Annotated in this window: 17 protein-coding genes; 16 read left to right on the top strand and 1 reads right to left on the bottom strand. The window is 51.7% G+C overall.

Going from position 1 to position 17,215, the window contains the following annotated elements:
• Positions 1 to 85 precede the first annotated feature (85 nt).
• The 4 genes from Mpt1_RS04785 to Mpt1_RS04770 all read left to right on the top strand — a co-directional run bounded on the left by Mpt1_RS04785 (position 86) and on the right by Mpt1_RS04770 (position 7,756).
• Complete coding sequence (locus Mpt1_RS04785; RefSeq protein ID WP_048112693.1) at positions 86 to 5,782, top strand: beta strand repeat-containing protein; 5,697 nt, start codon at positions 86 to 88, stop codon at positions 5,780 to 5,782.
• 348 nt (positions 5,783 to 6,130) lie between these two features.
• Positions 6,131 to 7,042, top strand: coding sequence for a hypothetical protein (locus tag Mpt1_RS04780; RefSeq protein WP_048112691.1), 912 nt, complete (start codon positions 6,131 to 6,133; stop codon positions 7,040 to 7,042).
• A 1-nt stretch (position 7,043) separates the two neighbouring features.
• The gene (locus Mpt1_RS04775) at positions 7,044 to 7,457 is read left to right on the top strand and encodes a type II toxin-antitoxin system VapC family toxin (RefSeq protein ID WP_048112689.1); all 414 of its coding nucleotides are present in this window, start codon (positions 7,044 to 7,046) and stop codon (positions 7,455 to 7,457) included.
• Between the two features lie 98 nt (positions 7,458 to 7,555).
• Entirely contained in the window at positions 7,556 to 7,756 is a 201-nt protein-coding gene (locus tag Mpt1_RS04770) for a hypothetical protein (protein WP_048112686.1), read from the top strand.
• A gap of 340 nt (positions 7,757 to 8,096) precedes the next feature.
• Here Mpt1_RS04770 and Mpt1_RS04765 read toward each other — a convergent pair whose 3' ends face one another.
• A complete protein-coding gene (locus Mpt1_RS04765; protein WP_048112684.1) occupies positions 8,097 to 9,386 on the bottom strand; it encodes an ATP-binding protein in 1,290 nt (429 codons plus the stop codon).
• 377 nt (positions 9,387 to 9,763) lie between these two features.
• On the opposite strand from Mpt1_RS04765, the gene Mpt1_RS07715 reads away from it, so the two are divergent.
• The 12 genes from Mpt1_RS07715 (at position 9,764) to Mpt1_RS04710 (ending at position 17,211) form a co-directional block, all read left to right on the top strand.
• Entirely contained in the window at positions 9,764 to 9,919 is a 156-nt protein-coding gene (locus Mpt1_RS07715) for a hypothetical protein (RefSeq protein WP_158386763.1), read from the top strand.
• A 452-nt stretch (positions 9,920 to 10,371) separates the two neighbouring features.
• The gene (locus Mpt1_RS04760; protein WP_048112682.1) at positions 10,372 to 11,700 is read left to right on the top strand and encodes an ATP-binding protein; all 1,329 of its coding nucleotides are present in this window, start codon (positions 10,372 to 10,374) and stop codon (positions 11,698 to 11,700) included.
• 248 nt (positions 11,701 to 11,948) lie between these two features.
• Complete coding sequence (locus tag Mpt1_RS04755; RefSeq protein WP_048112680.1) at positions 11,949 to 12,947, top strand: 50S ribosomal protein L3; 999 nt, start codon at positions 11,949 to 11,951, stop codon at positions 12,945 to 12,947.
• Positions 12,948 to 12,949: 2 nt separating this feature from the next.
• A complete protein-coding gene (gene rpl4p, locus Mpt1_RS04750; RefSeq protein WP_048112679.1) occupies positions 12,950 to 13,720 on the top strand; it encodes a 50S ribosomal protein L4 in 771 nt (256 codons plus the stop codon).
• The gene (rplW, locus tag Mpt1_RS04745; protein ID WP_048113865.1) at positions 13,717 to 13,998 is read left to right on the top strand and encodes a 50S ribosomal protein L23; all 282 of its coding nucleotides are present in this window, start codon (positions 13,717 to 13,719) and stop codon (positions 13,996 to 13,998) included. The genes rpl4p and rplW overlap by 4 nt, the downstream gene beginning before the upstream one ends.
• Positions 13,999 to 14,007: 9 nt before the next feature.
• On the top strand, positions 14,008 to 14,700 hold the full coding sequence (locus Mpt1_RS04740; protein ID WP_048112676.1) for a 50S ribosomal protein L2: 693 nt from the start codon (positions 14,008 to 14,010) through the stop codon (positions 14,698 to 14,700).
• Between the two features lie 6 nt (positions 14,701 to 14,706).
• Positions 14,707 to 15,165 carry a 30S ribosomal protein S19 gene (locus tag Mpt1_RS04735; RefSeq protein WP_048112674.1) on the top strand — a complete coding sequence of 153 codons (459 nt, stop codon included), beginning with the start codon at positions 14,707 to 14,709 and terminating at the stop codon, positions 15,163 to 15,165.
• A 10-nt stretch (positions 15,166 to 15,175) separates the two neighbouring features.
• On the top strand, positions 15,176 to 15,631 hold the full coding sequence (locus tag Mpt1_RS04730) for a 50S ribosomal protein L22 (RefSeq protein WP_048112672.1): 456 nt from the start codon (positions 15,176 to 15,178) through the stop codon (positions 15,629 to 15,631).
• Position 15,632: 1 nt separating this feature from the next.
• Positions 15,633 to 16,454 carry a 30S ribosomal protein S3 gene (locus Mpt1_RS04725; protein ID WP_082007254.1) on the top strand — a complete coding sequence of 274 codons (822 nt, stop codon included), beginning with the start codon at positions 15,633 to 15,635 and terminating at the stop codon, positions 16,452 to 16,454.
• The gene (gene rpmC, locus Mpt1_RS04720) at positions 16,454 to 16,657 is read left to right on the top strand and encodes a 50S ribosomal protein L29 (protein ID WP_048112669.1); all 204 of its coding nucleotides are present in this window, start codon (positions 16,454 to 16,456) and stop codon (positions 16,655 to 16,657) included. The genes Mpt1_RS04725 and rpmC overlap by 1 nt, the downstream gene beginning before the upstream one ends.
• Positions 16,657 to 16,956 (top strand): stress response translation initiation inhibitor YciH, encoded by a 300-nt coding sequence (gene yciH / locus Mpt1_RS04715; RefSeq protein WP_048112667.1) that lies wholly within the window; start codon positions 16,657 to 16,659, stop codon positions 16,954 to 16,956. The genes rpmC and yciH overlap by 1 nt, the downstream gene beginning before the upstream one ends.
• Positions 16,957 to 17,211 (top strand): ribonuclease P protein component 1, encoded by a 255-nt coding sequence (locus Mpt1_RS04710; protein ID WP_048112665.1) that lies wholly within the window; start codon positions 16,957 to 16,959, stop codon positions 17,209 to 17,211.
• Positions 17,212 to 17,215 lie beyond the last annotated feature (4 nt).

Here is a 17,215-nt window from a genome sequence, read left to right as displayed (position 1 = left end):
TCAAGTATATAATGTACGAATTTGATATGAGTAAATATAGCGAGGGGGCAAAACATAGTGGGGAATCTTTACGATAACAAAACAGATGAAAATTTTATCTCTGACGGTTGCAGCGGCTCTTTTTGTCATCCTTCTTATTGGGATGTCGTCCGCGCAGTCACAAGGGGGGACGGGCTATACCATAGACGGAAGCCCCGGGCACACATGGACTGATTTCGGAACAACAATAACACTGAACGATGGCGATACGCTGACCATCGCGGGCGCAGCGGGGTCGCCCGCATCTGCGACAACTATACAGATCGCCGTCAACGCTAATGTTACGATCATCGGCGACGGCACAATGATCAATAATCTGTCTATCGCGGACGGTGCGGACACAGCGAACCATAACGTTAACATCAGCAATTTGAAATTCACTGCTCCAGGGACCGGTTACGCTCCGAAAAAAGGCATACTGAACCTGACAGGAAGCAACGAGATCGACAGTAGCACAGCCGGCTGCATATTCTCCAATGCGGCAGGATCTGTTGTGTCCATCACATCGTCAAGCGGCGGTACGCTGACACTGAAAAACAACACGGTCTCATACGGCGCGATAGATGGGCTTTCTCTGAATATATCTGGGAATGCGAATGTCACTGCCACAAACTCAAATGTAAACTCACTTCACAATGCCACTGCAGTCTACGTAGGCGGTTCGGCACCCACCATCAATATGGGCGCCGGGGCATCGCTGACAGCCAGCTGCCCAGACGGCAGAGGGATCTATTATAATTCGGCTGGTAATATGAATATAACCTGCAACGGAGTCATCAATCTCACGGGTAACGATATGGGATTCTATTGCTCACACGATGCGAACATTTCGGGCGGAGGGGCGTTCACCGCTACGGCACCCGGTGTCGGCATCGAAGTAGACGGTTTGCTTTCCGTGAGCGGAACGACGATCAACGCCAGCAGCAGCGGTGTCAGCCATGGTATGAGGTCGCCATCCAATACCCTCACCAACGGTGCCGTGCTTAATATTACGGCCGGCAGCGGATATCCCGCAGTCCCCAACAGCAACAGCTTCAGCATGGGAATAGGCACGACCGTCAAACTGACGAACAACTCGTTAGCGCCTGAGAACCATTCGTTCACTATGGTGACCGGAACTCCGACGGGAGCCACATGGGCGCTCACCGGCGGCGCCTTAACGGGCGGCGCACTGACGGATTCTACGTTAATTGTCGTAGTGACGACAAACACGACAGGCACGATAAAGCTGGTCCCGCCGGCGGGCTTTGATTATTCGATCAACAGCACGAACCACACCTGGGCCGACACCGCAACGATCAACCTTGCGAACAACGATGTCATGACCATCTTCTCGTCCGTAAGCCCGACGGCATCGACGGGAATCTATATCGCCGCTGATGCAAACGTTACCGTCATCGGCACACCGGGCACGACATACTCCAACTTATGGATCGGGGAAAGTTCGGCTGACACAACAACTCATACAGTGACTCTGAATAACCTGAAGATCAGTGTGACGAATACTAATGCTTATAGTCAGTGGAAAGGCAAAATCGCTCTGATCGGCGCCAATGAACTGATCGCGGTGACCGCAGGTGATTCCGGGATCTATTCGAACGGCGACCTTACGATCGACGGCGCAGGCACACTTACGGTTCAGGGCGGCGGCGCAGGCATCTTACTTCACACCGGGAACCTGACAGTCAACTCCTCGGTGACAGTCAGCTGCACCGATAACAGCGGCCCCGCTAACGGCGCCTTAACGCTGACCACAGCAGCAGCATTCAACATCACCGGGACCGGCAGCCTCACCACGCAGACCGCCGCAGTTTCGAAAGGCAGCGGTATCGTTGTTAATCCGTCCGGGGCGACCCTTACCATCTCGGGGTCGCTTATCACGAATATACAAGGCTCAAACGGCAGCAATCGCGGTTTCGGCATATATTTCTACGGCTCCGGCAACAACACGTTGATCCTTAACCTTACTAACCCGACAACGATAAAGAGCAGGGCATACAACAGCCCGGCAATTTATCTAAATGGATACGGAAACGGAAAGATCACTAACAACGGAGCGACAGTAACATTCGAGGGCTGGACCGGAGAGTCCAGCGCGCCCGGTATCAGCGTACCAGGCAATCTTACGTTTGACGGTACAGGCAACATCGTTGTGATGGGAGGACAAGGGATCTCTGTCGGAGGCAACACCGTACTCACGATCAACACCAACGTCACCTCCACTGCCACTGCCCCCAACTATTATGGCATTGACTCATCGAACAGTCCTGGCTTCACGATCACCAGCACGAACGGCAGCACGCTTACCGCCACCGGTAACGGCACAAGTTATGGGATACATCTCATTCCCAACAACATCCTCACTCTGAGCGGTAATGTGACGGTCAACGCGATCGGCGGCGCAACCGGCACCGGTCTCTATCTCAGCGGCGCCGGCACCGTCAAATTCACAGATACCAACCAGACGCTGAACGTAAAGAACAACAGCGGCGCGGCGGAAACGCACAGCTTCACCATGATCCCCGCAAGCGGTTATCAGTGGTCGCTGACGAATGCGACCGCCGTTGCTCCGGACACGTTACTGTCCAGCCCGGCGAACATCAGTGTCGCAAGCGGTGTGACAGGCACAGTTAAAATTGCGGTCGCCACCATTTTCACGGTGTCATTCGACACCGGCGGTGCAGGCACGATCTCGTCGCAGACGATCGCTTCCGGCGGCGCGGTGACGATGCCGACAAACCCCACCCTAAGCGGCAAGATATTCGGCGGATGGTACAAGGAATCGACATTCACCAACCTGTGGGACTTCTCCACGGACACAGTTACATCGAACATCACGCTTTACGCGAAGTGGTTGGACCCGGTATGCTCTATCGGTTCAACCCTGTACGCTACGCTCGACGATGCGTTGGCCGCGATAACGACCAACACTCCCACGACCATCAAGCTGCTGGCTGACATAACCAATTTCGACACAAGCATATATGACAGGAGCATCACCTTCGACCTTAACGGGAAGAATCTGGTGTTCACAGACAACTCCAGCACCGCAGCGCTCTCTCTTTACAGTACCGTCATCAAATACACGGGCACGGGATCGATCAAGGTCGTTGCCGTCAACGAAATAGGATTGTATGCGTTGAACGGCAGTTCATGCGAACTCACCGGAATAGATGCTGGTATGAATGCGGCGAGCCCGATATACTGTGACGATTCGACGATTGTAGTGAACGGCGATATAAACGCCGGCGACACCGATGCATATGTTATCTATGAGATCAACGGCTCCGACATCACCGTGAACGGCAACATAACCGCACTTGACGCGATAGATGTGGAGGACAGCACCATCGTCATCAACGGCGACATATACACAAGCACATACTGGGCGATCCAATGCTATAGCTCGACAGCCACCGTGAACGGTAACATCACAGGGGATGGGCTGAGTTCCGCTAGTGGATACACGGCGAGTGTCAGCGCGGTCTATGCCGACAACTCCGTCGTCACCGTAACGGGCGATGTAAGCATGGCAGGCGATAGCAACTTCGGCATCCATGCCGAGAACGCATCCACCGTCACTGTCACGGGTAACGTGTCCGTCACCGGCAATGTATCCGCTGCCATCGGCTCGCTAAGCATTGGCATCAATGCCGGTGGCACAGGCACCACCGTCACTGTCACGGGTAACGTATCCGCCACCGGCAATGACGGCTTAGGCCTCTATGCATACGACGGCGCGGCCGTAAACGTCACCGGCAATGTGGATTCCTACCGTGATGGAATCTATGCCGAGAACACAGGCACATCTGTAACGGTAACCGGCGACATAACCTCAAGTAACGGCAACGGTGTCTATGCAATCGACGGCCCAGCAGTAACGGTCAACGGTAACGTGAACGCCTACTCTAGTGGAATTGATGCCGAGAACACAGGCACATCCGTAACGGTAACCGGCGACATAACCTCAAGTAACGGCTACGGTGTCTATGCAAACTACGGCGCGGCCGTAACGGTCATCGGCGATCTGAACGCATATGACCAAGGGATATATGCCGTGAACACAGGCACTACCGTAACGGTCACGGGCAGCGTGACATCGACGGACGACGGCATCGATGCTCTTGACGGCGCAGCCGTAACGGTCACCGGCAACGTGGATGCAGCTGGCCATGGAATCAATGCCGGAGACGCGGGCACTACGGTCACTGTCACAGGCAGCGTGACAGCGACGTCCTACGGCATCAACGCATACGACGGCGCAGCAGTAACGGTCACTGGCGATGTGAACGCAGATTCCGCAGGGACAGAGGCCACTGGCGCAGGCACCACCGTAACGGTCACAGGCAAAATAACATCGCAGGACGAAGGGATCTACGCAGGTGATGGTGCACAGGTCACTCTGAACGGGGATTTAATGGCTTCTGCAGTGGGCATACTCGCAATGCACGCAGGCGCGAAAGTGACAGTGACCGGGAACGTTGATGTTGATTACGCTTCTAATTCATCTTGGCCGACCGGAGGCGTGTATGCGAGCGACGGAGCGGAGATACTTGTGAACGGCAACATAACCGTGAACGACACAACCGGCACATATGCGGGTATCGCAGCTTACACCGGAGGAACGGTCACCGTTAACAGCAAGCTCACCGCAAGCGGCGACTTCATCGACGTTGATGGAACGATCAAGGCGGCGACCGATAAGGAAGCGACCACCACCAAGACGGGCTACGACACGTACACCAACGGAACATCAACGGTATGGATCGCATCCGCTCCCATAGCTCCGACCATAACCGGTCCGACATCGATGACGTTGACGGCCGGATACGCCGCAACATCGACGGCACCCTACACCATAACGGGAACAGTGCCCTTGACGGTCACCAAGACCAGCGGTGACGCTAAGATAACCTGGAACGGCACCACAAAGTCGCTTGACATCGCCGCGGGACTCAATGCGGGAACATATCCTGTTGTCCTGAAGGTAAGCAACGCCTCTCCGACGACCGCAACGATAACCTTCAAGCTGACGGTCAAAGCCGGGGGCGGAGGCGGGACAGGCGGAGGAACGATCACGATATTATCCGTAACGGTGGATCCGCCGACCGCAGATGTTCAGAAGGGCGCTTCGAAACAATTCAGCGCAACCGTTTCCGGAATCGGCGGCTACCCGTCGCAGATCGTTAGATGGTCCGTATCAGGGAACAACAGCACAGAGACGACGATATCTTCTTCCGGAGTATTGAACGTGGCTGCGAATGAGACCGCAGCGACCCTGACGATAACGGCCGCGTCTGTGGATAAAAGCACAATATACGGAACAGCGACGGTTAGTGTCAAGGCAGCCTCTGGCGGCACAACCTACACTGGCCAGACGAATACGTACGACGGCAGCGGGGACAGCGCGTTCACGATAAATGCCGACAGCAGTAAGTTCCTGCGTCTGATGTACAACGGAAGCGTAGTCCCATCCGAAAAATACACAGTCGCAGGCGGCAGCGGCAGCACGGTCGTCACACTGAAGGAAAGCTACGTGAAGACCTTCGATCCCGGAACATATCACTTCACAGCGATATTCTCGGACGGAGGAACATCCGATCTTAAGCTGACGGTCAACGGTGATGAGGGCAGCCCCGGCGGAGGAAGCAACACCCTTCTCTGGGTGGCGATCATCATCGTCATCATCGTGATAATCGCGCTGATAGCGTTCCTGTTGTACCGGAGGTCTCACGCGTCGTAACCGGACGACACAAACAGATTCCCAAACCTTAACAAAGAACACCTGCCGGCATAATTGCCGGCAGGTGTCTAAACTCTATTTTTCACACTCCCGACAATTCTCAACAGCATCTGCAGCGGCCTGCCGCATCTCAGGATTCTTCCGATCGGGCTTTGCATTCCCGGATGGGACCTCGTTATCCAACATGATCATAGGCTTTGCGAACCGGTGCAAATCGGAATGGTAAAAAAGGCAGCGGGGCTGAGCGGCTCCGATTTTCTGACGATAATCAACACTGTCAAATCACCACATCAAAATTAATATAAAAGACATACATATCAAACAACAGTATCGGCAGGAGGCAGTAATGTGGCAAAGAACAGTGTAAAAAGAAACGATTATGTCGAGATAGCTTCTTATCTGTTCTTTGAGGAATACAAAAAAGAAAGGAGAGGGGAGGTTCCGGGCGTCATTTACAATAAGTTCATTACTCTGCTGAACAGAGAACTGAAGCCCGAAAAGGACATAGGCTTACCCCACTATTGGTACAGATGGGGCGACATCGTTGTCGCACATTGCGTCCCTTACACATCCTGGGAGCATGTGACTCCCAGATATACAGTTGTAAGATGGGCAGGCGACATCCCCAATTATGATCCCAATGACAAGATTGTTTCGCTCATAAGAAAAAACATCGCCGAATTCATGGTCAGACACTCCGGTTCCGAGGCTCATGAGACAGCAAAGGACGAGGTCTACGAGGGTGCCCCCTTCAAATTTCAAAACGAATACAGGAAACTGCGGGAGTCCTTAGAGTCACTGAGTAAAAGGTCGATAATGGACAATAAATGGACATACATCGACAGCCTGTTCAACAACGCAATGGATGAATTCCCAAAAAAGGAATTTAAACACATCGTTAACGAGAAAGACAAGTTCGAGGCCGTTTTCAGAATGGGATTGAAAAACAAAGCCTCCGAAGAAGATCTGTTCGATCTTGCGGAGCTTTTCTGGTTCTTCTTCTGTTATCACCTAAGGATGAACAAAAAAGGTCACGAGAATGTTCCGAAAGAGACCCTGAACATATGGGTGGAAGAGATCCCATGGGAAACGATGAAGATCGAGCACATCCTGCAGAACTATGCGTACAGGTTCTGCATCCAGATGCCCGGCGATAAAGTAATAACATTGCTGTTAGAGGATAGAAAGAAAAGAATGGACAAGATAGATGCCCTCATGCCAGTTATCTGTGAAGACCGTCCCGGCGGTATAAGGGGCTGAAATGCCCAGACCTTCAATCGTTCTTGATACATGCGCTTTACGCGATACAAAATTCACAAACTGGCTGAAAGGATATATCGGAGACATACTGATTCCTCCCACCGTTTATATGGAGATATGCCGCCAGCATAAAGAAAAAAATCACTCGATAGAGGAATTGGACGAATGGCTGAACGCATTGAGCATAAAGGTACTGCGTTTTGATAAGAACAATGCGCGTATTGCGGCCGAACTCATGGCTGAAAGAAAGGATGCACAGTGCGAAATCTGTAAGAAAATAGATTGGGTCGATACTATCGTGGCGTCATACTATAATGCCGGGGATTTTATAATAACCAATGATAAAACAGGCTTTCCCACATCCGGTGATTTCGGATGGAAGTTCCTGACAACAGACGAATTTATGAGCCGTTGAGGATGAGGGATGACGGCCATAAATCCAATAATCGTAAAAGTAGAAAGTTTTAGGAAGCCGTCACGGACAACACGGCGATAACGCTGAAGTGAAGTTACGTGAATGGTTTCGGACCCGGAACGTATCACTCCACAGCGGTGTACACTGACGGAACATCCGACCTGACGCTCACGGTCAACGATGACGCGGGCAACCCCGGCGGAGGAAGCAACACCCTTCTCTGGGTGGCGATCGTCATCGTGATAATAGTGATCATCGCGGCGATAGCGTTCCTGTTGTACAGGAGGTCTAAAGCGTAACCGGACGACACAAACAGATTCCCAAACCTTAACAAAGAACACCTGCCGGTAGTCACGCCGGCAGGTGTTCAAAACCCCAAATATTCCTTTTTTACGCAATATGAGCAAGCTTCAGGCCGTACCGCTCAGGATATCTGTATGGATTGATGTTGTGAACTCTATCGTTCAGGTTGAGAAAACTCACGCCGGAAGGGCCGTTTGAATCAGGCATGAGTGTTCATTGTCTCTATTTGGGTCTAAAAATGTGTGATAATTCCAATTATTTGGGTCGAAAAATGTGTGATAATTCCAATTATTTGGGTCGAAAAATGTGATCCGGCAATTTCAAAGTCCGAAGCGATCACGGGCGCAGACAGTCTATCGGCGCTTCAATAACTCCGTCCGGCCTTGTATGCGCCACATTCCCCGTAGCGCTCACGATCATCAGAAAAGATGGTTTTTCGGCACCGGCTTCCACCATCTTGTTCTTCATTCGGATCAGATTGGCCGCGGCTTTTTCGAATTCAAAGGTTCCGAGCTTGACCTCGACCGCTCCCCATCTGCCGTCTTCCAATTGTATGATCTCATCCACTTCGAGATCGGAGTCGTCTCTGTAATGAAAAACGCGCCCGCCGATACCTGAAGCATAGACCGACAGATCCCTGTAACAAAGAGTTTCGAACAGAGATCCCATTGTTTTTGTATCTTTTTGTAAGACGATCGGTCTTGCTCCCAGGATAGCTGCTGCCAGAGACGGATCGCAGAAATGTCTCACACCGGATGTGCGTATGCGTGTTCTTGAACGTATGTGGGGGTGCCATGCATTCTGCTCTTCAATGACGAACAATCTTTTGAGAACATCTATGTAACTTCGTACCGTACCTTCTGATATTTTTCCGCCGGCACCCTGAATGTCGGCAACAATTGTCGGGATGCTTGCCGTGGTGGCATTGTTCCGGGCCAGTGATCTGAGTATAAGTTCCATTGTTGTGGAACTCCGTTTCTTGCCGTCTACCCTGGATGTGTCCATAGAGGTCAGCGAACTGAAATAATCATAAGAGATACCAATGGCTGCCGTTTCATTGACACCTAATGCCCCCGGCCAGCCGCCTCTGCATACCAGACCGACCGCTTTCTGATAATCGAGGTTCGAATGTGCAACATTTATACGCCCATTTTCAAATACCTCAGAGAGACTTACCGAACCGTTGCTGTCCCCGGATTCGAAGAGGGACATCGTCCGCATCTGAATACTGCTGAACCTTCCGATCCCTGTGTGGAATGTCTTTTCAAGCGGAGGCGTCGTGGATCCGGTGAAAATATACATGCCCTTCTTGCTGTTGAAATCAATGTTCCTCCGCGCAATGTCCAATAATTTAGGCACATCCTGCCATTCATCCACAAGGTGAGGGTGCTCCCCCTCAAGTGCAACCTGGGGATTCAATGAAGCAAACCTGTTCACTTCTTCTTCTCCCAGGAATATAGCCGACTTTGAATGAGTGAACCCTGTCCACGATTTACCGCATGATTTTGGACCGGTTATCATCACGCCCCCCAAAGCAGAGAGCTTTTCCGATATAATAGGGTCGATTATCCTCGGACGGTAGAGGCTGCGTATCCTATCTGCCAGCATCGACTGTTCCTCATTCATGTTGTAGGATATGCAAAACAAATATTATAACGTTTGCAAATAGAATTTTGTGGGATTTACAAATAAAATAATGTAACGTTTGCAAATAGAATTTTGTATGATTTGCAATTCAAACTTCCAAAACTTATGTTAAGCTAAGTAATCGAAAAAGCAGGGATGAGTACACCCCGGCCAGACGAAGACGTACAACGGCAGCGGGGACAGTGCGTTCACGATCAACGTTGACAAAAGCAAGTTCCTGCGTCTGATGTACAACGGAAGTGAAGTCCCCGCCGGCAACTATACAGTTGCAGGCAGCAGCAGCACAGTCATCACACTGAAGGAAAGCTACGTGAACGGCTTCGCGCCCGGAACGTATCACTTCACTGCGGTGTACAGTGACGGAAACATCCGACCTGACGCTCACGGTCGAATCGAGCGACAGCGGAGTGGTCGGAGGAAGCAACGCCCTCCTCTGGGCAGCGATAATCATCGTGATAATAGTGATCATCGCGGTGATAGCGTTCCTGCTGTACAGGAGGTCCAAAGCGTAATCGGACAACACAAACAGATTCCCAAACCTTAATAAAGAACGCCTGCCGGTAGTCACGCCGGCAGGTGTTCAAAACTGTCACGCGACATTCTTTTTTTTTGCATCAAGAACGGAGGCGTGTCTATCAATCTGCTCTGTCATCGAACGAGCCCTGAAATACGCCTTTTTTCTACAAATACAGATTGATAGATTCGAGTATCGGACAGTGATGGAAACAGGTCAAAGTACACACAGTGACCTCATAGATAAATCGACCCAAAGAGGTAAAAAAAGGTTCATTCTATTTTTTCAGGATGAATCTTTTTCTGTTCCATTTCTGTCCATTTTCTTTGGTCAAAAAATGTGTTAAAACCCCATTTTTTTGGGTCAAAAAATGTGTTAAAACCCTATTTTCTTGGGTCAAAAAATGTGGTCCAGCAAAAACATATTAAAGTACCACCGCAATGACAGCTTGTGTACAGGCTTGCCTACGAAGAGTTGCTTAGTTGGAAAAACAACGAAAGCAGAAAACCGCTGATTGTAGAGGGACCTAGACAATGCGGTAAAACTTTCCTTCTTGAAGAATTCGGCAAAAAGAACTACAAAAATGTGGTCTACTTAAATTTTGAAGGGAACGATGAGTTGGTAAAGATATTTGAACCCAATCTTAACACAAGCCGAATTATAACTCAGCTAGCAATACTCTCGGAAAAAAAGATAGATCCCGGCGACACGCTGATCATTTTCGATGAGATCCAATTCTGCAGCAAGGCGCTGACCAGCCTGAAGTACTTTTGCGAAGAGGCACCTGAGTATCATGTCGCATGCGCCGGTTCATTACTGGGAGTACTGATGTCCAAACCCTATTCATTCCCCGTCGGCAAGGTTGATAGGATCACGATGGGTCCGATGAACTTCAAAGAATACCTGTTGGCAAGCGGTGAGGCCGAACTGGTAAAAGCGATCGATGAAAGGTGCCCCATGGATGAATTCCTTCATCCCTTTGCTTCCAAGTTGGAGTTCCATCTGAGAATTTATCTAACGATAGGCGGGATGCCGGCAGCGGTAAGTTCATGGACTAAAAAGAAAGACATAAACGAAGTTAACAGAATCATTGACAATATAATGGTGGATTATGAGAACGACTTTGCCAAACATGCAACGGAATCTGTGCAAAAACTCACCCTGATATGGGATTCAGTTCCCGAACAGCTGGCTAAGGAAAATAACAAATTTATGTTCGGGCATGTCAGAGGAGGAGCGAGAGCAAGGGATCTCGAAGACGCACTTGAGTGGCTGATCAACGCAGGTCTGGTTTTCAAAGTCAAGCGAGCAAACCCCTCCAGGCAGCCGCTGCAATTGTTTGCTGACAACACGAGTTTCAAGCTTTATCTGGCCGATGTGGGTATTTTGCGGAGGATGTCAGGATTGCGTTCTTTCTTTGAATTTGAGACCAATGAGGAGTTTGGGCAGTTCAAAGGAGCCATCATGGAGAATTATGTTCTGACAGAACTGATCTCAATGAACAAAGAGTCACCGTTCTATTGGAGATCAAAGGCAAACGCAGAGGTCGATTTCATCATACAGTGCGGCATGGAAGTTGTACCCATAGAAGTTAAATCAGGGCATAAAACCCTTGCTCGGAGCATGGCGGAATACATTAAAGAATTCAAACCACGCATCGCTGTGATAGCATCGCTTGAGATGAAGGATGAAGGCGTCGTTAAAAAAGTTCCTCTTTATGGGCTATGGAGGCTGCCATCAGTGATAGAAGGAGCAGAGCGAAAGCAGACAAATGAATGAAGAGGGATAAGCATTTCCTTGAGAAAAAGCCAGATTTTTCAGTAGCCTTTATATACAACTGAATTATCCCACTTTTAGATTGGACATGTGTATGTCCGACCAGACGCATCGGGCAATGCCTTGAGCAACCCACGTTCAACTCACAACAGAGTTCTCGAGACGAATATGGCGTCACGGTCGGATGTCAAGACGCGTTCGTCGGTAAAGCGCGAGGTTAGCGAAGACACCCTCGCAGGAAATGTGAATAAATGTCACAGAGAAGACGTCCAAAGAAAGGATCTAGGGCATTCGGCCCTAGGAAAAGAGCGAAGTCGCAGACACCAAGGCTGGACTCGTGGCCGGAGATCAGCGGATCGCCGAAGATACAGGGATTCGCGGGATACAAGGTCGGCATGACGCATGCGTTCGTCGTCGACAAGAGGGTCAAGAGCACAACCTCCGGAATGGAGGTCCAGGTACCGGTCACAGTAGTTGAGGTACCGCCTATGAAGATAGCGGCAGTGAGATTTTATGAAAGCAGCATCGTGGGACTCAAGACGGCGGGAGAGGTCTGGTCAAAGGAGATCGACCCCCTGCTCTCAAGGAGACTGAACGTACCCACCAACCACGACGAATCATCCTTCGGAAGATACGAGGGACTCGATATCGAAGATGTACGAGTACTCGCTTACACCCAGCCGAAGTTGGTCTCGGGAGTTCCGAAGAAGACTCCCGAGCTTATGGAGCTCAGGATCGGCGGCGGAAAGATGGACGAGAGGGTCGCTTACGCAAAGAAGATCCTGGGGAAAGAGGTGGCACTCGCGGATTTCACAAAAGAGGGTGCGCTGATCGATGTTATAGCCGTTACAAAAGGAAAAGGATTCCAGGGTGTAACGAAGAGGTGGGGTGTAAAGCTTCTTTCACACAAGAACAGCAAGCACCGCCGCGGCATCGGCAACCTCGGACCCAAGAGACCCGGCTACGTAAGAAGCACGGTCCCCGCATCGGGTCAGATGGGATACCACCAGAGGACCGAGTACAACAAGAAGATACTGAAGGTCGGACTCGACGGAAAGGAGATCACCCCGAAGGGCGGATTCGTTAACTACGGAGAGGTCAGGAACACATACGTCCTGATCAAAGGATCCGTACCCGGGCCGACAAAGAGATTGATAAGATTCAGGGATGCGGCGAGAGCACCCAAGAAGGCCGACCAAGCGGTCGCAGACGTCACATACGTTTCGACCGAGTCAAAGCAGGGGGCATAAGTATGACACAAACAAACGTTTATTCTGTAAATGGAGAAGTTTCCGGGACCGTAGAGGTACCGGCGGTATTCTCGTCCGAGTACAGGCCCGATGTTATCAAAAAGGCGATCCTGGCGGCTGCGGCGAACAAGAGGCAGCCCTACGGACCCAACGAACACGCGGGAATGAGGCACTCGACAAGCACATGGGGGAAAGGAAGAGGAGTATCCCGTGTCCAGAGGATCAAAGCCGGAAAGAGGGCCACGGAATCGCCCAACAACATATCCGGAAGGAGAGCCCACCCCCCGAGAACCGAGAGGATCTGGCACCAGAAGGTCAACGACAAAGAGCTGAAACTGGCCCGCTTCTCCGCAATAGCGGCGACCGGCTGCGCAGACTGCGTCAGGGAGCGCGGACATGAGTTCGATGATTCGATATCATTCCCGATCGTGGTCGACGACGAATTCCAGAACATTGCCTCGACATCAGAGATAAACAGCCTTTTCGACTCGATCGGGATCGGTTACGATCTAGACAGGGCAAAGGACGGCACCAAGATAAGGGCCGGCCGCGGAAAGATGAGGAACAGGAAATACAGGACCCCGGTATCTATTCTGGTAGTGGTATCAGAGGCGGGTGCGCCCGTGTTCAAGGGAGCCAAGAACCTTCCCGGAGTGGAGGTCCAGACGGTCGCATCACTGAGTGCAAGCGTGCTTGCACCCGGCGGGGACGCGGGCAGGCTCACTGTCTATACGGAATCCGCAATAGCGAAAATGGGAGAGTGGACGCTGTGAAACAGAGCGACATACTCATAAGACCGTACGTCACAGAAAAGACGCTGAACCTTCTGTCCGGAACACCGACGCAGAAATTCAACGACGGCAACAAGATAGAGTTCATAGTGCACAGGCAGGCTCGTAAAGAGGACATCAAAGCGGCATTCGAAGAGCGTTTTGAAGTAAAGGTCGAGCGCGTTTGGACCAAGATACAGAAGGACGGCAAGCATGCGATCATCAAACTCGCGGAAGGATACTCTGCGGAGGATGTTGGGATGAGGGTCGGAGTGTTCTGAGGTGATCTAATGGGAAAGAGATTAAGAGCACAGAGAAGGGGAACAGGCGGATCGCAATACCGCTCCCCGAGCCACAGACATGTGGACGATGTAAGGCTCCCGGCATTCGCAGAGGGAGCGGGCACCATTAAAGATCTGATACAGGCACCCGGGAGGACAAGCCCTCTCGCCGTCATCGACTTCAATGGGGTAACGGACTACCAGCTTGCGGTCGCAGGCACCAAAGTAGGTCAGGAAGTGTCCGTCGGCGGCAGCAAGATCGCCGCCGGGAACATAACAAGCTTGAACAACATACCGGAAGGGACCTCGATACACAACATCGAGGCGAAACCCGGTGACGGCGGCAAATTCGTCAAGACCGCAGGGTCTTCGGCGACCATCGTCAGCAGAGGGGAGAAAGTTGTCATAATGATGCCCTCGGGCGTGAACAAAGAATTCAACCCCAACTGCCGTGCGGTCGTCGGTGTAGTTGCAGGCGGCGGAAGAGGCGATAAGCCACTTGCCAAAGCAGGAAAGAACTACCTGACGCTCAGGTCAAGATCGACCGCCAACAAATGGGTCAAAGGAGTAGCGATGAACGCAGTCGACCACCCGCACGGAGGAGGAAGCCACCCCCACGTAGGAGGACCGAACTGCCAGAGGAGGACCGCGTCGCCGGGACAGAAAGCGGGTTTCATAGCTCCGAAGAAAAAGAGGAAGTGAGTCTGAATGGCAAAGAAGATTATGGGATCGGCAAAAGCTACGAGGAGGAGGTCCAGAAAGAAGGCGTCGGCGATACAGGCGAAGAGGAAGAAAGAGTTCCTCTACCGCGGTTTCACGATGGACGAGATGCTGGCAATGTCCTTCGACGAGGTGCTCGGCATCCTCCCTTCAAGGTCGAGGAGGACTTACCTCCGCGGCTTGAACTACGAACAGCAGCTGCTGTTCGACAAGCTGAAGAGTTCGGAGGAGAAGATCAGGACGCACCGCAGGGACCTGCCGATAATACCCCAATTCGTTGGGAAGAAAGTGAGCGTATACAACGGAAAGGAATTCAAAGAGTTCGAGATAAAGCCGGAAATGATCGGCCATTTCCTCGGAGAGTTCATCATGACGAGGAAGCCGCCCGTGCACTCCGGACCCGGAGTGGGTGCGACCAGATCCTCGAAGTTCATGCCGCTGAAGTGAGGTGTCAAGTATGGCTACAAACAAAGGTTACACAACGGTATCCGACCCGGACATCTCCGCGAAGGCCTTGGCAAAGGATCAGCCGATCTCGCCCAAGTTCGCTCGCGAGGTCGCAGGCATGATACGCGGAATGAAGGTCGAGAAAGCGGTCACGATGCTCGAGGAGGTCATCGAGATGGACAGAGCGGTGCCACTGAAGAGATACAAGAAACGCGTCTCCCACAAGAAAGGCATCGGCCCCGGAAGATATCCGGTAAAAGCATCGAAGGCCATCCTGGCAACGGTAAGGAGCGCAATGTCGAACGCAGAGTACAAAGGACTCGACGTTTCGAACATGGCGATCTCCACCATTTCCATAGCAAGGGGCCAGACCATACCCGGGCACATGCCCAGGGCGCAGGGAAGGGCCACTCAATGGAACCAGGAGACGGCGAACATCGAGGTAATAATAGAGGAGGTCGAGTAATATGGCGGCAGAAAGAAAATTCGTTGCCGAGAATGTACGCAGGGTTCTCCTCAAAGAGTACCTCATGAAGGAGGTCAGCCGCGCCGGATTCGGAGGGCTTGACATCCAGAGGACACCGATGGGAACACGCGTCATACTCACAACAGAGAGGCCCGGACTGGTCATCGGAAGGCGCGGTCAGACGATAAAGAACCTGACCCAGGTCATCGAAGAGAGATACGGCTTCCCGAACCCTCAGATAGAGGTTCAGGAGGTCCAGAACGCAAGCCTCAACGCACAGATAATGGCAGAGAAACTGGCCTTCTCTCTTGAGAGGGGCTGGCACTTCCGCAGAGCGGGGCACTCCACTGTCCGCAGGGTCATGGATGCGGGCGCACGCGGTTGCCATATAATAATCGCCGGGAAACTTACCGGACAAAGGAAGAGGACCGAGAAGTTCAAAGAAGGATACATCAAGTTCTGCGGCGAACCGAAAACACTCTTCATCGAGCGCGGATATGCCGTCGCTCAGCTGAAGATGGGTATCATCGGTGTGACCGTCGAGATCATGAGGCCTGACGCAAAACTTCCGGCGGACACAAACATACTGAACAAGACAGAGGCGGCGGCCAAACTGCCTGACCTGTTCGGCGGCATGGCACCCGAGCCGGTGCCCGAACCCGTCGCAGAGAGCGCACCGGAGTCTGCGGAACAGAGGCCCCAGAGGGTACTCAGAGAGCAGAAGCCCAGATCGCAGAAGCCCAGACAGAGGTCGCCCAACTCGCAGAAACCGAGAGAACAGAGGCCGCCTAAAGCGCCCAAGGCAAAGAAGGAGGGCGAGTAATGGCACTGTTAAGGACAGCTGAGATAAGGGAAATGAGTACAGAGGAACGCAACGAGAAGCTCAAAGAGCTGCGCAACGACCTCATGCACGAGAGGGGAGTATCCGCAATGGGCGGTGCACCCTCCAACCCCGGCCTTATCCGCGCGATAAGGACGAACATCGCACGTATCCTGACTATTCAGAACGAGGAGGAAAAGATCTGATGGCCGAGATATGTCAGGTATGTGGATTGCCTAAGGAGCTCTGCATGTGCGAGGAGATCGCACGTGAGCAACAGATGGTAAGGATATCCGTTGACAGCAGAAGATACGGCAAAATGGTCACGGTCATCGACGGAATAGATGAGAATGACATCAACATCGAGGATCTGGCCAAACAACTGAAGGTAAAATGCGCCGCCGGAGGAGCATACAAAGACGGACGCATCGAACTTCAGGGAGATCACAAAAAGAAAGTGAAAGCCGTGCTGGAAGAAATGGGTTTCCGCACAGAAGTGAGATAAATGAACAGGAGTGATTTCATGAGATCGGAATTCATAGGATTGGATGTGGCAGTGTTGTCGGCACCGTACTCGGGCATTTCCGGGAAAGTGGTGGACGAAACAAAGAACACATTCATCATATCGTCGTCCGGGACCGAAAGAACGGTACCGAAAGCAGGCAACGAATTCAGGTTCATCAATGAAGGCAAACACACCGACATAAAAGGTATAGAGATACAGCACCGACCAGAAGACCGAATAAAAAAGGTTAGGTGAATCA

The organism is Candidatus Methanoplasma termitum, from assembly GCF_000800805.1.
In the GTDB taxonomy this organism is placed as follows: domain Archaea; phylum Thermoplasmatota; class Thermoplasmata; order Methanomassiliicoccales; family Methanomethylophilaceae; genus Methanoplasma; species Methanoplasma termitum.
This window is presented reverse-complemented; position numbering and strand designations above follow the sequence as displayed.

What these genes read in the sequence shown, in the direction of transcription:
- Mpt1_RS04730 (WP_048112672.1), top strand. Translation starts at nt 15,176, where the DNA reads ATGGCTACAAACAAAGGTTACACAACGGTATCCGACCCGGACATCTCC.
- Mpt1_RS04775 (WP_048112689.1), top strand. Translation starts at nt 7,044, where the DNA reads ATGCCCAGACCTTCAATCGTTCTTGATACATGCGCTTTACGCGATACA.
- Mpt1_RS04785 (WP_048112693.1), top strand. Translation starts at nt 86, where the DNA reads ATGAAAATTTTATCTCTGACGGTTGCAGCGGCTCTTTTTGTCATCCTT.
- Mpt1_RS04735 (WP_048112674.1), top strand. Translation starts at nt 14,707, where the DNA reads ATGGCAAAGAAGATTATGGGATCGGCAAAAGCTACGAGGAGGAGGTCC.
- Mpt1_RS04755 (WP_048112680.1), top strand. Translation starts at nt 11,949, where the DNA reads ATGTCACAGAGAAGACGTCCAAAGAAAGGATCTAGGGCATTCGGCCCT.
- Mpt1_RS04740 (WP_048112676.1), top strand. Translation starts at nt 14,008, where the DNA reads ATGGGAAAGAGATTAAGAGCACAGAGAAGGGGAACAGGCGGATCGCAA.
- Mpt1_RS04710 (WP_048112665.1), top strand. Translation starts at nt 16,957, where the DNA reads ATGAACAGGAGTGATTTCATGAGATCGGAATTCATAGGATTGGATGTG.
- rpl4p (WP_048112679.1), top strand. Translation starts at nt 12,950, where the DNA reads ATGACACAAACAAACGTTTATTCTGTAAATGGAGAAGTTTCCGGGACC.
- rpmC (WP_048112669.1), top strand. Translation starts at nt 16,454, where the DNA reads ATGGCACTGTTAAGGACAGCTGAGATAAGGGAAATGAGTACAGAGGAA.
- Mpt1_RS04765 (WP_048112684.1), bottom strand. Translation starts at nt 9,386, where the DNA reads ATGAATGAGGAACAGTCGATGCTGGCAGATAGGATACGCAGCCTCTAC.
- yciH (WP_048112667.1), top strand. Translation starts at nt 16,657, where the DNA reads ATGGCCGAGATATGTCAGGTATGTGGATTGCCTAAGGAGCTCTGCATG.
- Mpt1_RS04725 (WP_082007254.1), top strand. Translation starts at nt 15,633, where the DNA reads ATGGCGGCAGAAAGAAAATTCGTTGCCGAGAATGTACGCAGGGTTCTC.